Genomic DNA, 16,796 nt, shown 5'->3' with positions numbered 1-16,796 from the left:
AGGAACACACAAGTTGGTCAGAAAAGGAGCAGACATTAATGAAGACAAATCATTGCAAAATTGTAGATTGTACGATCCGTGATGGCGGATTGGTGAATAATTGGGACTTTAGCGTGGACTTTGTTCAACAGCTATATGCTGGATTGAATGAAGCTGGCGTTGATTATATGGAAATTGGATATAAGAACTCTCCGAAGTTGCTTAAAGGTGCCGAGGAAGCAGGACCATGGCGTTTCCTGAACGATGATTTCCTGCGTAAAGTTATTCCTCAAAAAGGCAATACCAAACTGTCTGCACTGGTTGACGTTGGACGTGTGGACGAAAATGATATCTTGCCTCGCAGTGAGAGCATGCTGGATCTGATCCGGGTTGCCTGCTACAGCAAAGATGTAGACAAGGCACTTGCACTGGTTCAAACATTCCATGATCGTGGATATGAAACTACACTTAATATTATGGCACTCTCCAATGTTATGGAGAATGAATTGCTGGAAGCATTTGAATTGATCAAAGAAAGCGCTGTGGATGTTGTTTACATTGTAGACTCCTACGGTAGCTTGGACCATAATGATGTGAAATATCTGGTAGAGAAGTTCAAGACTCACTTGCCTAACAAACGTCTTGGTGTTCACACACATAATAATATGCAACTTGCGTTTTCTAACACATTGGTTGCGGCAGAACTTGGCGTTGAACTGCTTGACGCTTCTGTGTATGGTATGGGACGTGCGGCAGGAAACTGTCCAACCGAATTGCTCGTAGCTCATCTGAAAGGAACAAAATACAATCTGCGTCCAGTACTTGGTGTATTGGAACAGTTGATGGTTCCGCTCAGAGAAAAAGAAGAATGGGGTTACATTCTGCCTTACATGATTACAGGTGCGTTGGACGAGCATCCACGTTCAGCGATGGCGATTCGCTCATCGGAAGACAAGGATAAGGTTGTTGATTTCTATGATAAATTAACAACACCAGAAGTGAATTTTGAGAAGTAATATAGTCTGAAATACAGTTGCAAAATAGGAAAACATGGACTCTAACTGGAGATCCATGTTTTTTTAGTTCTTAATGCCTTGTTTTTCTATATATTTGTGAATAAATATTCCTAGGAGTAACTATTTTTTAGTTCACGTATACAAAATTAAATGTTATTATGTACCAGATAGCATGTGTATGCATGTGAATTGAACGTTGGTTAATATGTTTTTTGTCGAATCGTGTAGTAAGTTGTTGAGTTTGGTTAATGTAATTCAGGATAGGTGATCCCGGGAAGGAAAACACGGCATGAAGGTTAATCTGCAAGATCAGAGAAAAATAAGTTGGGTCGCTGTGGGCGGCTTATTATGTTTCCTCGCAAGTCAATGGTTTCGTTCTTCTTCAAGCTCTGATCTGATCATATCGGGTTACCCGGTTTTGACACTCTTGGGTGGATTTGCTGCGGTAGCGGCTTGTATCGGCATCTATAATCAAAGCTGGTTGTTTCGGACACAGAAGCTAACGCTTCGGAGGACATTATTGACAACACTCTTTTTATTGATTGGTCTGTTTGAACTGGTTCATATCGTTTCATTTGCAGAAGAGATTCCAAATGGAGCCATGATGGAATCGGAGTTCTCCTTAATGATGTCAACCATGGGATCTTTGGTATGTTCCGTAGGTTTACTGCTCGTGTATACCTTAAATGAGAAAGAATTTGCATTACCACGCAAATTCTTACTTTTAAGTGGGACATTGGGTACCTTTGTTATTTTGTACATACTGGCTATTCAGGAATGGAGCATGTTGCCGAGTATGCTTGATGGGGAAGTGCTTGGTGGTGTCTTCACCCGAGTTCATCTTATGGTTGGATTGCTCTATGGCATTATTGCAGTTCTTTTGTTTGTACAATGGAAAAAAACCAAAGATGGTGATTTACCAACCATTCTATGTGGCATTCTGTGTTTCTTTTTTGGTGAATGTTATTTTGTTTCAGCAACTGGGGTGAACGATCTCAATCTGTTATTAGGATTGCTGAGTAATTGTATGGCATATTTTTTCATTCAAAAAGGGCTGTATACGTCCGTAGTGGACACACCTTTCCTGCAACAGCAGGTCGCGGAAGCCAAGATGAACTATATTGCTCATCATGATGATGTAACGGGACTTCCAAACCGTCGTCGCCTTTCACAGCAGTTGAAAAAGATGATGGATGATGCCGTGGTGCAGGAACAGCTTGTTGGTGTATTGGTCCTGAATATTAATCGGTTCAAAACCATTAATGATTCGCTTGGACAGCAAGCGGCTAACCGTGTTTTGCGTCAGGTAGGTCAACGACTGAAACAATTGTCCCTTCCAGGAGAAGAAGTCTTTGGATTGGGAAGAGATGAGTTTGCATTAACGATGACAGATTTCAGTTCAACCGATACAGCGTTGCGTCGGACAAGATCCATTTTGCAACTTTTTGAGAAGCCCGTCTTGGTTGATGGCAATGAGTATCATCTGACACTTGGAATTGGGATGGCCATTTTCCCACATGATGGAGAGTCACCACTGGAGATTATTCAGAATGCTGATACTGCTTTGCACAGTGCAAAGGAACAAGGAATGGAACTGAATCGTTTTGCCCATGCGATGCAGATGAAGGCACAGGAGCGTTTGCAGCTTGAGAATGATCTGCGCAAGGCGTTGGATCGAGGTCAGTTCTACCTGGTCTACCAGCCGCAGGTTAATCTGCAAAGTGGGTTAATCGTTGGCATGGAAGCCTTGGTGCGTTGGCAGCATCCGCAACGAGGCTCGGTATCTCCGGCGGACTTTATTCCTCTGGCAGAAGAGAGTGGGCTCATTGTGCCACTTGGCGAATGGGTGCTTCGTGAAGCGTGTGCACAGAACAAACAGTGGCAGGAAGCCGGTTATCGTAAACTGTGTGTTTCGGTGAATCTGTCGATGAGACAATTCAGGCACTCCCATTTGTTGGACAATATCAATGGCATTCTCAAAGAGACGGGACTAGAGCCTGTATGGCTTGAACTGGAGATTACAGAGAGCATGACATTTGATAAAGACCGGTCATTTGAACAGTTGCACAAAATCAAAGAAATTGGTGTGCATATCAGTATTGATGATTTTGGAACGGGATACAGCTCGTTGCACTATCTGAAGGATCTGCCGATTGATCGGCTTAAGATTGACCGTTCATTTGTGAATGAAGTCATGGAGGACAGCAATAACGCCGCGATCGTATCTACCATCACTTCAATGGCGCATCATTTACAACTGAAAGTCACAGCTGAGGGCGTGGAGAACGAAGATCAGATGGTCTTTCTTCGCAATCAACACTGTCACGAGGCTCAGGGTTATTTCTTCAGCAAACCGATTAAAGCCGCTGAATTTGAAAAGCAGTTTTTGAGAGATGTGGATAAGCCTACAGGATAGGGAACAGCGGGGGCGCGAGGGTGCTCCTGCTTTTTTTTGATGGATGCGTAATGAAAAAAATGGAAAATATGACTTGCATGCTATAGAGGATCATGGTATATTATTATTTGTAAAATCACTGTTAAATTCCTAAGGAACTTAACAATAAATCTTCAATCATGCGGGTGTAGTTCAATGGTAGAACTTTAGCCTTCCAAGCTAATAGCGTGGGTTCGATTCCCATCACCCGCTTAACGAAGCAGTACCGAAGCCCTTGCGATGCAGGGGCTTTTTCTATTACCTTAAAAGAAATCCCGTGGTAACAGCGAGCAGAAGATTGTTCTGTTTTCGGAGTGGCGAGTAAGTAAGTATTCTTTAGTTTAATTTATATACCCTTTGCTTTTTTACAATGATCTGGTACAATAACGGAGAAATTGATACTACACATGAATGAGAGGTAACCATACGTCCCATGAAGTAAAACACATGAATTGAACCCCAGTTAACTGCAGACGGTTTTATGACGCAGTCAGCCAGAGCGGCTGAGCAATGAGGGGATTCGTGTGTCCAAATTCAGCTATGGGAAAAGGTATGGAACAAGTAAGCCATTGAGGTTTACGTGTACCCTGTATTTTGGGTTTCTTTGTTCATGCCGTAGCTTACCTTAGATCTGTCTTTGAATGCTTGATCCAACCCTGAATTGCCAAACCGCCGGCTGATGCCAGCGGTTTTTTTTGTTCAGCAAAAAGGATGCAGGAAGGATGAGGCCTCATGATGACATTGGTACGCTTACATGAAGTATCAAAAGAGTGGAACGGTATTGAATTGTTTACAGGATTGAATTTGGAGATTAATGAGGGCGAACGACTCGCCATTTTGGGTCGCAACGGATGCGGCAAGACAACGTTGTTACGCATCATTTTGGGTGAGGAGCATGGTGGTGGACGGATTGAACGTCATATCCCTCAGCAGGAATGGGGGTTCATGCGCCAGCGCTCGGAGATTGAGACCGGGATGAATGTACTGGATGCGGTCCGTCGTGAGAGCGGTCAGATCTATGAAGTGAAACGGAACTTGGAAGAACTGGAACAACGTTTGAGCATGAGCACTGAAGCGGATGAAGAGCTGCTTGCAGCTTATACACTAGTGATGGAGCAATATGAACAGTTGAACGGTTATATGTGGGAGACTGAGGTAGAGAAAGTACTGACCCGCCTTGGATTATCCGCAGAGCATTGGAATAGACCCTATCATTCCTTGAGTGGTGGACAAAAAACAAAGGCTCGTTTGGCGGGGCTACTTGTCAGCAAACCCAAGTTCCTTATCCTGGATGAACCGACGAATCATCTGGATGAGGGAAGCATGCGTTGGCTGGAAGAGTGGTTATCCTCATATGAAGGTACACTGTTATTTGTATCACATGATCGTACGTTTATTGATCAGGTAGCAACAGGAGTCATTGAGTTCAGTCCGGATGCCCTGACCAAATACAAGGGCGGATACTCCGACTACAAGATCCACAAAGAGCGTGAATTACGCGAACAGGAAACGATCTACCGCAGGCAGGAATTGGAACGTAAGGCGTTGGAAGAAACGATTCGAAATTATCAGGAATGGTTCCATAAAGCGCATAATTCGGCGACTGATGTGGAGGTGAAGATCACCCAGAGTTTCTATAAGGCCAGAGCCAACAAAAATATTTCACGTTACCATGCGAAACAAAAACAGCTGGAACGTTTGGAGCGGGAACGGGTGGATAAACCTCGTGAAGCTGCAAAGTTGAACATGGAATTACAGATGAATCCACTGGCTGCACGCCAGCTGCTTGCGCTGGCAGAGGTGAGTTTTTCATATACGGGAGACAAATCATTGCTGCGCAATCTTCGAATCACTGTGGAACGCGGAGATCGGCTTGCTGTACGAGGTCCTAATGGAACCGGCAAGACAACACTGCTGAAGTTGATGATTGGTGAACTGGAACCTTCGCAAGGCAAGGTCACCCGGCATCCACAGCTGCAAATCGGTTACTTTTCACAGGAGCTGGAAGGGCTTCCCGAAAATCTGACGCTGCTGGACAGCTTGCTTACTCTTCCATCCATGACACAAAGTGCGGCACGTACCATTCTGGGATGTTTCCTATTTTCCAGAGATGATGTATTCAAGCGCATTGGGGATTTGAGCATGGGGGAAAAGTGCAGAGTGGCATTTCTGAGACTGTACTTTGGCGGAGCCAATCTGCTGGTGCTGGACGAACCGACCAACTATCTGGACATCGATACCCAGGAAGTCATGGAGAATGTATTAAAACAGGCTTCAGGTGCTTTGGTGCTTGTATCCCATGACCGGATGCTGACGAAGTCACTTGCGAATCGGTTATGCGATCTGGAGGCTGGTGGCACAGCAACTCTGTTTGAAGGAGGTGTGTCGGATTGGGAGCAGTCCACCAAACTTCGGGAGGTGGCGCTGGAGACCCGGGAATCCGATGATGAGCGGTTACGATTGGAGATGCGCCTATCGGAGTTGCTGTCTCCTGTGAGCACTGCTGGAAAAGACAGTCTGACACAGCCCGAGCATTCGAATGAGCGAGCAGTCGAGGCAGCTGAGATTCGCGAAATCCAGCAGCGCCTGAAACAATTGAAAGATAAGGGTGCAAGCATAAATTAGAACATGGACGGCTTGCTATTTCGATCTATTTTGCATATAATTATGAACGATCATCGATGATTACATCGATATAGGTAAGTGTTCAAAAAGATCGGTTTTCAGTACCAAGAAGATGGGATGAAGCTAGAAATGGAGTAGCGGAGCGTAGGAAAACTACGTGAGCAACTACAATGTTTCCGAAGGAAACATACTTCGTAAGCATTTGCTTATTCGGCTGAATGCCATATTCGACGCTGATGATGCCGTCAGGCATCATTCGTAATCAAAAGCGGACTTTTTGACAACCTCTAGAGGTTTAACTTAAAAGCAAACGTGATGATGGAGATAAGTAAGCAGTGCCTCTGGACAGGGAGGAAGCGCCGTAGATTGAGAGCGTTTCTGTAGAACAAGGCTGCCGAAATTCACTCCGAAGCGGTTCCCTGAACCTGTTTGTGTGCAGACACAGAGGCAACAGTAGGGGCAAACGGTTAACGGTCGTTATTCCGTACAAAGTGAGACAGAACCAGTTGCAGGCCAGAAGGGCCACGCAGCAATGGATGTCTAACAAGGGTGGTACCACGGTCTTTTCGTCCCTTCAGGGGAGAGAAGGCCTTTTTTTGTTGCAAAAACACCACAAAAAGGGGGCAATTACACATGAAAGAACGTTTAGAGGCATTGAAGATCGAAGCGCTGGAGCAGTTGTCTGGTGTGAATGATCCGCAGACGCTCAGTGATCTGCGTGTAAAGTATTTGGGGAAAAAGGGTGCATTGACTGAAATTTTGCGTGGTATGGGTGCACTTAGTGCGGAGGAACGTCCAGTTATTGGTCAAGTAGCCAATGATGTTCGGGCTGCCATTGAGGAAGTCATCGACAGCAAGCAGGATCAGTTCCAGAAGGAAGAGACGGCGAAGCGTCTGCAATCCGAGAAAATTGATGTGACTCTGCCAGGACGTCGTGGACGTCAAGGCGGACTGCATCCACTGACCAAAGTGGTACAGGAGATCGAAGATATTTTCATCGGTATGGGATACCGCGTTGCGGAAGGTCCTGAAGTCGAAATGGATTATTACAACTTTGAAGCATTGAATCTGCCGAAGAATCACCCGGCGCGCGATATGCAGGATTCCTTCTATGTTACCGAAGACTTGTTGATGCGTACCCATACATCTCCGGTTCAAGTACGTACCATGCAGAGCATGAAGGGCGAAGTGCCTGTCAAAGTCATCTGTCCAGGTAAAGTATACCGCCGTGATGACGACGATGCGACGCACTCTTTCCAATTCAACCAGGTTGAAGGTTTGGTCATCAGCGAAAACATTCGTATGAGCGATCTGAAAGGAACCCTGTTGCAATTCGTGCGCGAAATGTTCGGTTCCCACACAGAAATTCGTCTGCGTCCAAGCTTCTTCCCGTTCACAGAGCCAAGTGCAGAAGTGGATGTAACCTGTGTACAATGTGGCGGCAGCGGCTGTCGCGTATGTAAGCAAACAGGCTGGCTTGAAATTTTGGGCGGCGGTATGGTTCACCCGAAAGTACTGGAAATGGGTGGATACGATCCGGAGAAATACAGTGGTTTTGCATTTGGTATGGGCGTAGAGCGTATCGCGATGCTGAAGTATGGTGTCGATGATATCCGTCACTTCTACAACAGTGATCTGACCTTCCTGAAGCAATTCGGACGGCTGTAACTTTAAGACAAGAAAGATTAACCATATAGAGCAAGCGAATGAACCGGGAACACCAATTTATAGATGAAGGAAGTGAACGTCCATGAGAGTATCGACAGATTGGCTGTCTGATTATATTTCCCTTGAAGGTGTGACGCCACAGGAATTGGCGGAGAAAATCACCCGTGCGGGTGTCGAAATTGATGTAGTGGAGAACCGCAACAAGGGCGTCAATAAAGTTGTTGTAGGTTATGTGAAGAGCAAGGAGAAACACCCCGATGCAGACAAACTGAATGTATGTGTCATTGATGCTGGTCAGGAAGAAGATCTTCAGATTGTGTGTGGTGCGAAAAATGTGGATGCAGGCCAAAAAGTAGTCGTAGCCCTTGTTGGAGCGAAGCTCCCTGGTGGACTGGATATCAAAAAAGCCAAACTGCGCGGTGTTGTATCCCTTGGCATGATCTGTTCCGCCAAAGAGCTGGGCATGAACGATAAATTGTTGCCGAAAGATCAGCAGGAAGGTATTCTCGTTCTGCCGGAACAAACGGAGGTTGGCACGCCAATCAGCCAGGTTCTTGGTCTCGACGATCATGTGCTTGAACTGGACCTGACACCGAACCGTTCCGACTGTCTCAGCATGCGTGGTGCAGCTTATGAAGTGGGTGCCATTCTGGGTCGTGAAGTGAAGCTGCCAAGTCCCAAAGACCAACTGGTTGAAATTGGTGATGCAGCCGTGAATCATATCTCTGTAGAGATCAAGGCACAGGAGCAATGCATTCACTATGCAGCTCGTTATGTAACTGGCATTAAGCTGGGTGCTTCCCCGCTGTGGATGCAAAACCGTCTCATGGCGGCAGGTGTTCGCCCAATCAATAACATCGTTGATATCACGAACTATGTCATGCTGGAATACGGTCAACCGCTACATGCATTCGATGCGGATAAGCTGGAAAAGGGCCATATTGAAGTGCGGATGGCCAACGAAGGCGAAACGATTGTTACGCTGGATGGACAGGAGCGCAAGCTGGAGCCGCACATGTTGCTCATCACGGACGGCGTGAAACCTGTAGCCATCGCTGGGGTTATGGGTGGCGAGAATTCCGAGGTATCGGAAGGCACGGTGAATCTGTTGCTGGAGTCCGCCAAGTTCGACGGCGGAACCGTTCGGAAAACGTCGCGCCAACTGGGGCTACGTTCCGAAGCAAGCATGCGTTTTGAGAAGGAAGTAGACCCGGGTGCGGTGATTACGGCTTTGGATCGTGCGGCTGAACTGATTCAGCGTTATGCTGAAGGTGAAGTGCACCAGGGAATCGTGGAAGCTGGAGCAGAAGCTGCGGAGAAACGTGTAATTCAATTGTCGCTGGACAGACTGAATCGTTATCTGGGAACTGATCTGTCTTTGCTTGAGGTAAAAACGATCTTCGCTCGCTTGCACTTTGCATGTGGTGATGCTGATCAAGGATTGCTGGATGTGGAAGTGCCAACACGCAGAGGGGATATTACGCTCGATGTAGACTTGTTTGAAGAGATTGCACGCTTGTACGGATACGACAACATTCCAACCACATGGATTGAAGGACCGACGACTCCAGGGGCATATACACGTTCTCAAGCGATGCGTCGCACCATTCGTGGATTGCTCTCCGGCAGTGGCTGGCAGGAAATGATCAGTTACTCCTTTGTACACCCGGATAAAGCGACATTGTTCCCGGCATTGACACAAGGCAGTAAAGCCGTGAAACTCGCGATGCCTATGAGTGAGGACCGCAGTGTGCTTCGTACGAGTATTTTGCCGCAAATGCTGGATGCAGCGGTGTATAACATGAACCGTAAACAGGATTCACTGGCTGTATTTGAAGTGGGCAATGTGTTCTTCACTGAAGAAGATCAGTTGACCAAGCAGCCACATGAGATTCCGGTACTGGGCTTGCTGCTCACCGGTAATCGTGCAAGCCAGCAGTGGAATGTTGGAGCGGAGAAAGTAGACTTCTTTGATCTGAAAGGTGCTCTTGAGCATCTGTTCGCCTATGTAGGTCTGGAACAACGCATTCGCTTGGTAGCAAACAGCCCTGAAGGATTCCATCCGGGACGTTCCGCATCGGTTTACCTGGAAGGTAAGGATGGCGGGGAAGGCACATTGATCGGTACATTGGGTCAATTGCATCCGGAACTGCAACAGCAGTATGATCTGAATGATGTGTACATCGCAGAGATTGCACTTGAATCGATCTACAGCGAAGCAGACGCTGACATTCGTTATCGTGAGCTTCCGCGTTTCCCAGCCATGGAACGTGATATCGCGGTTGTTGTGAATGAGGATGTTGAAGCTGGAGATATGCTGCGCGCCATTCGTGAATCGGCGGGTGAATTGTTACAAAACGTACAGGTATTCGATGTGTTTACTGGTAGTAAACTGGGTGAAAACAAGAAAAGCGTGGCGATGGCACTGGTATACCGGAATCGTGAACGTACACTCACCGATGAGGAAGTTACTGAAGTTCATGCCCGTGTAGTGGCTCGTCTGGAAGAGCAATTCGGAGCGGAATTGCGTAAATAGGACAAAAGAAGATTTTTTGAACAAAGATTAGCAGGAATTGTTTGAAGTCACATCGAATCCTTAGCATTAGAGGATCGATGTGACTTTTTTGTGATTACAGCTTAGAATCAACATACAGACTTGAAGGAGGGCACAACTGTGACTACACCTGATCGTACACGCGTCACCGTAGAGATCTACGGGACTTCCTATAAACTGGTTGGCAGCAGTGCCGACTATATGAAACAAGTAGCTAACCTGGTAGATGAGCGTATGGGCGCGATCTCCAAGCAAAATTCCCGTCTGGATACTCCGCGTATTGCGGTACTGGCGGCTGTACATATGGCTGAACAGTCTCTTCAGACTCAGGAAATCCGTAATGAACTGAAGATGCTCACTGGAGAACGTACAGAACTGAGAAACGAATTGAATCGGTTAAACGCCATACAAAATGAACATCAACAAGAATTGGAACGGCGTGACCAGGCTCTTGCTGATTTGCAACAGCTGAAGATTGAAGCTGAGCAGGCGTTGCAAAAGTCCGAATCGGACAAAAATTCAGAGATAACCAAGTTGAATAAGCTGCTGGAGCAAGAACGCGCTCAAGCAACGGAGCGAGTGCAGAAATTGCAGGCCCAAGCGACGGCACAACTGAAGGAAGCAGAAGCCAAGGGAACGAAACAGCTGAAGGAAATGGAAGAGAAAGCGGCTAACCAGCTTAAAAATGCACAGGCACAGGCTGCTTCCCAGCTCAAAGAAGCTCAGAACCGTTCTGCAGCCGAATTGCAGCAGGTGCAGGCCAAAGCTGCGGCGCAATATAAAGAGTTGCAGGACAAGACTGCAGCTCAATTAAAAGAAGCCGAAAGCCGTGCCGTTGCAGAACGTCAACAGATTGAAGCCAAGGCTGCGCAGCAGGTCCAGACAGCCAAGGAAGAAGCCGAGTCGGCCATTTTGTCAGAGTTGGAGCAGGCAGAGAGCAATCTGAAGAAAGCTCAGGAAGAAGCAGCGCTGCAATATAACGAACTTCAGCAACAGATGGAACTTCGTCTTCAACAGGCTGAAGAAAAAGCGCTGCAACAGACACAAGAGCTCACGGATCAGGCGAATCAGGAACGGTCTGCCTTACAGGAACAAGCGGAGCAGAAGCGCCTGACTGAGATAAATCAGTTGAATGCGGAGTTCAAGGCGTTATCCGAGCAGTTGGAACTCGAATGGATGGAGAAAGAAGCAGCCTTCGAGGAACAATTGCAGCAAGCCAAGGAAGCAGCAGCGTCCCAAGCGAAAGAAGCCGAAGCGGCGGCAGAGGCCTTATTGCAAGAAGAACAGGGCAAGCTCAAACAGCAACTTGAGGAACAACGTAAACAGGCGGAGACTCGACTATTAGATGTCGAAGAGCAATTAGAAGAAGTGATGACCCAGCTCATCAGTGCACAGGACATGGTTGCAGAGCAAGAACAGCAGCTTCAGCACGAGCGTGGTCAATTGGAATCGTTACGTCATGAGCATGGGGTCCGTAAACAGGAGCAGGAAGTTCAGACTCGCCGAATTACGGAACTGGAGCAACAACTGGAGCAGTTGAAAGAGGACCGTTCCCAGTTGCAGGAGCTTCTGCGTGAAACGGAACAGGCTGCCCAGCAATCCCGTGATTCACAGGAACAATGGAAGCAGAAGTATAATGAAACTGTGGATAGAGAAACCTCTCTCACAGCACAGCTACGCAAACTTCAGGAGCAACATGCACAGCTTGAACAGGAAGCCCAAAAGCTTCGTGAGGCTGAAGTGAAGTCGGAAGAGGAACAGCGCAGACTGCATAAAGTGCTTGAACAGGCTCATGCTGCGGTGCGTACATTGCAGAATGAGATCGGCACGCTTACGGAACGTGAGCAGTCCTTGAAGGATCTTGCTGAGCAGCGATTGGCTGAGATCGGAGACCTGGAGAATCAGATTCTTGAAGTTGCTGAACAAAATGAAACGTTGGAGTCTGGTGTGCAATCCCTTCATGATGAATTGTCCGTGGTGAAGGAAGAGTCTCGTTTCAACCATGAAGAGGCTGTGCAATACCAGAAGGATGCAGAGCTTTTGGAAGAGAAACGCAATCAGCTTGAAGGTGAGCTAAATGTTGTTCGGGAAGAGCTGAATCGACTTCAGGATAACTATAAACAAATCCGTAATGATTACAGTGATGCATTACAACGTGAAGAGAATTACAGTTCCAAGCTGGATGAACTGAGCAAAGAGAAACAGGAGATTGTGAACGCACTTGAAGAAGCAAGTCAATCTTCAGCTAAACTTTCCGAGCGTTACTCTGAGCAAGAGAACCGGCTAGCCCAGACTGAGGAAGAAGCGTTGGAGTGGCAGATCAAATACGAAGAGCTGTCAGCCAAACAGGCCGAGTTGGCATCCCGTCTGGAACAGTTGACGAGACGTGAAGAAGAACTTCGCTCAAGTGTTGAACAAGCAGAGCAGAACGACCAGGTGTGGCAACGCCGTGCAGATGAATGGGCGGCTCAGGAACAATCCTGGCAGGAACGCTGGGCTGCACTTGAGAATGAACTGACGGTTTGGAAGAGAGAAAGTGCGGCAAGTAGTGAGTTGCTGGAGGGACTGGAGCAAGAACGACAGCAGCTGGACAAGTTACGTGCAGAAGCGACCCAAGAGAAAGAGATCATGGAAACTGAACTGCTTGAGATGGGGGAGCGTTACGAACTAGCGGCCAATCAATTACGTTTGTTACAGGTTGAACGTGAAATGGAGCAGGAGAAGGCAGAGCAACTGAACACGGAATATCGTCAGTTGCATGATGAATATACGAAATTGCAGACGGAATATAACGAATGGATTGAATTGATTGAACAGGACCAGACCTAGCGGAATGAATGTAGCAGAACTGGCTCATGGGCAACGTACTCTGGTACAATTTGTTATACTAAAGAAGGAGCTCCCGTCGCTGCGGGGGCTCCTTGTCTTGAATACTATTCTTCAACGATAATTTTGGAGATCATGCTGCTGTGTCCTGAACCGCAGAAGACAGAACAGGACATTTCAAACTCACCAACTTTGTCCGGGGTTATGACTTTGGAGCTATTTCTGGTATCCAGTTGAAGATTCAGCTCAGGCACCAGGATACCGTGATTTCCGTTTTCATTTTTATAAACAATGTTAACGGGAACGCCTTTTTTAAGATGGTACTCAGGTTGATCGAATTCATAGTTACTCGCCTTGATGACCAATTCTTCACTGGCTGTAACTCCAGCATCAGCATCGGATCCATTGCTGCCAGATTCTGCGGACTGTTTCACTCCTCCACATGCAGTGAGGACCAGAATTAACATACAGGCAGCAAGCCATGTTATGCCTTTCTTCATCATGTGCCTCCTTAAAGCGTGATATGGATAAAATTTGAATGATTGCTCCAGTCATCATACCGCAATATGTGGATGCCTGTACACGCTGCGTATGTCGTTTTTTTGAAAATTGTACGTGTACGGCAGAGCGTGTGCACTGCCTGAATGAAATAAACCCCTTCCGGCCCAGGGCCTTCAGAGGTTTAGGAGAATACATGGGGACGTTAAGGTGAAGTGGAGATTAACTTTTGGAGCTTCGTCCGGCATCAAAAGGGGTGGATACCGGGATGAAGAGATCGATAATCCCGATAACCAGCGCAGCGAGAATGGCACCGAGCAGGCTGACTTCAACATGATCTACAACATATTGACCAAGCCAAATCACCAGTGCGCTAACGATAAATCCGACAATACCGCGACCAAACGGGTTGACTCTTTTGCCGAAGATACCTTCAACGATCCAGCCGAGCAGGGCAATGACAAGAGCAAGCAACAGAGCGCTCCAGAAGCCACCAACGGCGAATCCGGGAACGATCCAGCTGACCACCATTAATACAATTGCAGCGATGACAAATCGCACGACATGTCCCAGGAAATTCATGGTGTTTACCTCCTTTTATTCGGATTGAACTGAGCAGGGCAACTCCAAGGGGATGGAGAGGTTGCACAATCCTGACACCTGTAGTTTGTGGTGTTATGGTTGAAGTTATGTGTGGAAGGATTCGTTAAATAGCGTAAGAAAGTTTCTTTCGTTATAATACAGATATAGTTTGGAAGGAGTTGTACACTTGGACACGAAAATTTTACACACACTGGAATATCGCAAAATTTTAAATACATTGCTTAGCTTTGCCCAGACGACCATGGGAAAAAAGAAAGCGGAGCAACTTGAACCAAGCAGTGAACTTGAAGAAGTGAAGCGGTTGCTGCAGCAAACCGATGAAGCCTTCACATTTGATCGCTTGAAAGGCTCACCGTCGTTTGGGGGAATTGTAGATATTACGGCTTCCATCAAACGTGCTGAAATTGGAGGCACACTTAACCCTCACGAACTTCTGGGAATATCCAATACAACCTTTGCGGCGCGGCGATTGAAACGTCAGATTGGTACTTTGCATGAAGATGAGCCCATCGAATCATTGTTCTATATCAGTGATCAACTGTCAGAGCAAAAAACGCTTGAGGATGCCATCAAAATCTGTATCGACGATAATGCAGAGGTTGCCGACAGTGCAAGCGTAACGTTGGCGCAGATTCGTCGTGAGCTGCGAGGCGGAGAAGCGCGGATTCGCGAAAAACTGGATTCCATGATTCGTTCCTCTACCGTATCCAAGATGCTTCAGGATCAGCTCATCACCATCAGAGGAGACCGTTTTGTTATCCCGGTGAAAGCTGAATATCGTTCGTACTTTGGCGGGATTGTGCACGATCAATCCGGTTCGGGTGCGACATTGTTCATTGAGCCGGAATCGATTGTTGCAATGAACAACAAATTACGTGAAACCCGGATTCGGGAAGAACGCGAAATAGAAATTATTTTGCAGAAATTGACGGCACTTGTCAGTGAGCAGGGAGAGTGGCTGTTGTATGATGTCGACTTGCTGGGATCACTTGATTTTATCTTTGCCAAAGCACGTCTGGCTCGTGAACTGAAAGCAACATTGCCTCGCATGAATGACCGCGGGTTCCTGAAGCTCAAGAAAGGCCGTCATCCACTGATTCCAATTGAAAACGTAGTTCCAATTGACATAGAGTTGGGCAATGATTATACATCCATTATCGTGACAGGTCCCAATACGGGTGGTAAAACGGTAACGCTCAAAACGATTGGATTGCTGAGCCTGATGGCCATGTCCGGTTTATTTGTTCCGGCTGAGGATGGCAGTCAGTTATGTGTATTTGATGCGATCTATGCAGACATTGGGGACGAGCAGAGTATCGAGCAGAATCTGAGTACTTTCTCCAGTCATATGACCAACATCATTCGCATTCTGAAAAACATGACACCAAAAAGTTTGGTATTGCTTGATGAACTTGGCGCAGGGACAGATCCGGCTGAAGGTTCCGCACTGGCGATCTCCATGCTGGAGCATATGCACCGGACGGGATGTCGCATGGTTGCAACCACTCACTACAGTGAACTGAAAGCATACGCATATGAGCGTAAAGGTGTCATTAATGCCAGCATGGAATTTGACATCAACACACTGAGTCCAACCTATCGCCTTCTGGTGGGTGTACCTGGACGAAGTAATGCATTTGCCATTGCAGAGCGACTGGGACTGCCGGGTTACATTCTCGACTACGCCCGTGGCGAAGTGAAGGAAGAGGATCAACGGATTGAACACATGATTGCTTCTCTTGAAGAGAACCGTCTTACGGCTGAACAAGAGCGTGAGAAGGCAGAGAGCTTGCGCCAGGATATGGAGAAATTACGCAGTCGTCATCAGACCGAACTGGAGAAGCTGGAACAGCAGCGTGATCGCCGGATTGAAAAAGCAGAAGAAGATGCACGCAGCATTGTGGACAAGGCTCGCGCGGAAGCGGAGAAGATTATAGCCGATCTTCGCCTGTTGGCTATGGAAGAAGGTGCTTCCGTGAAGGAGCACAAACTCATTGCTGCCCGCAAACAGCTGGACGAGGCAGAACCGGAGAAACGCAGAAAAACGGTCAAGAAGGCGGCAACAGCGCCGAAGACTCGTGCTATCGGTCCTGGTGATGAAGTGCTTGTCTACAGTTTGAATCAAAAAGGCCATGTTGTAGAGATGGCGGGCAGCAAAGACGCTATGGTACAACTGGGGATTATGAAAATGAAAGTTTCCCTGGATGACCTGGAACTGCAGCAATCGGCTCCCGCAGCCAAACCGAAACAAAAACCGGTAACGGGTATGAAGCGCACACGTGATGACAATGTGAAAAGTGAATTGGATCTGCGTGGTACCAACCTGGAAGAAGCCCTGATGGAGACAGACCGGTTCATTGATGAAGCTTTCCTTGCCAACCTGGGCCAAGTTTATATTATTCATGGTAAAGGTACAGGAATTTTACGTTCCGGTATTCAGGATTACCTGCGTAAGCATAAACATATTAAAAGCTACCGGCTGGGCAATTACGGAGAAGGCGGGAACGGTGTGACCGTCGCAGAATTGGAATAGCCGGTCCATGAATCAATGATATTCTGCGACCTTATTCATGAAGGTCGCAGATGGGGAGAG

At 47.1% G+C, this 16,796-nt stretch carries 9 protein-coding genes and 1 tRNA gene; 8 read left to right on the top strand and 2 right to left on the bottom strand.

Translation table 11 applies throughout. The features are described from left to right. Window positions 1-38: 38 nt before the first annotated feature. The 7 genes from MHI01_RS09800 to MHI01_RS09770 all read left to right on the top strand — a co-directional run bounded on the left by MHI01_RS09800 (window position 39) and on the right by MHI01_RS09770 (window position 13,105). Window positions 39-995: an aldolase catalytic domain-containing protein gene (locus MHI01_RS09800; protein WP_036610133.1), complete on the top strand. Its 957-nt coding sequence runs from the start codon at window positions 39-41 to the stop codon at window positions 993-995. 289 nt (window positions 996-1,284) lie between these two features. Further along, on the top strand, window positions 1,285-3,411 hold the full coding sequence (locus MHI01_RS09795; protein ID WP_340983011.1) for a bifunctional diguanylate cyclase/phosphodiesterase: 2,127 nt from the start codon (window positions 1,285-1,287) through the stop codon (window positions 3,409-3,411). Window positions 3,412-3,571: 160 nt separating this feature from the next. After that, window positions 3,572-3,642, top strand: a tRNA-Gly gene (locus MHI01_RS09790). 519 nt (window positions 3,643-4,161) lie between these two features. After that, window positions 4,162-6,054 carry a ribosomal protection-like ABC-F family protein gene (gene abc-f, locus MHI01_RS09785; protein ID WP_340983010.1) on the top strand — a complete coding sequence of 631 codons (1,893 nt, stop codon included), beginning with the start codon at window positions 4,162-4,164 and terminating at the stop codon, window positions 6,052-6,054. A gap of 633 nt (window positions 6,055-6,687) precedes the next feature. Beyond that, window positions 6,688-7,722, top strand: a complete 1,035-nt coding sequence (pheS, locus tag MHI01_RS09780) for a phenylalanine--tRNA ligase subunit alpha (protein ID WP_047842255.1) — start codon at window positions 6,688-6,690, stop codon at window positions 7,720-7,722. A gap of 82 nt (window positions 7,723-7,804) precedes the next feature. After that, complete coding sequence (gene pheT / locus MHI01_RS09775; RefSeq protein WP_340983009.1) at window positions 7,805-10,258, top strand: phenylalanine--tRNA ligase subunit beta; 2,454 nt, start codon at window positions 7,805-7,807, stop codon at window positions 10,256-10,258. A 138-nt stretch (window positions 10,259-10,396) separates the two neighbouring features. Continuing rightward, window positions 10,397-13,105, top strand: coding sequence for a hypothetical protein (locus MHI01_RS09770; RefSeq protein ID WP_340983008.1), 2,709 nt, complete (start codon window positions 10,397-10,399; stop codon window positions 13,103-13,105). Between the two features lie 104 nt (window positions 13,106-13,209). On the opposite strand, the gene MHI01_RS09765 is transcribed toward MHI01_RS09770, so the two are convergent. Both MHI01_RS09765 and MHI01_RS09760 read right to left on the bottom strand, forming a co-directional pair. Continuing rightward, complete coding sequence (locus MHI01_RS09765) at window positions 13,210-13,602, bottom strand: cytochrome c oxidase subunit II (RefSeq protein WP_047842258.1); 393 nt, start codon at window positions 13,600-13,602, stop codon at window positions 13,210-13,212. A 220-nt stretch (window positions 13,603-13,822) separates the two neighbouring features. Continuing rightward, a complete protein-coding gene (locus tag MHI01_RS09760) occupies window positions 13,823-14,182 on the bottom strand; it encodes a phage holin family protein (protein ID WP_036610114.1) in 360 nt (119 codons plus the stop codon). Between the two features lie 187 nt (window positions 14,183-14,369). Here MHI01_RS09760 and MHI01_RS09755 point away from each other — a divergent pair, with 187 nt between their 5' ends. Beyond that, complete coding sequence (locus tag MHI01_RS09755; RefSeq protein ID WP_340019851.1) at window positions 14,370-16,736, top strand: endonuclease MutS2; 2,367 nt, start codon at window positions 14,370-14,372, stop codon at window positions 16,734-16,736. Window positions 16,737-16,796: the final 60 nt, after the last annotated feature.

It is taken from the genome of Paenibacillus sp. FSL M7-0656 (assembly GCF_038003225.1).
Classification (GTDB): Bacteria; Bacillota; Bacilli; order Paenibacillales; family Paenibacillaceae; genus Paenibacillus; species Paenibacillus amylolyticus.
This window is presented reverse-complemented; position numbering and strand designations above follow the sequence as displayed.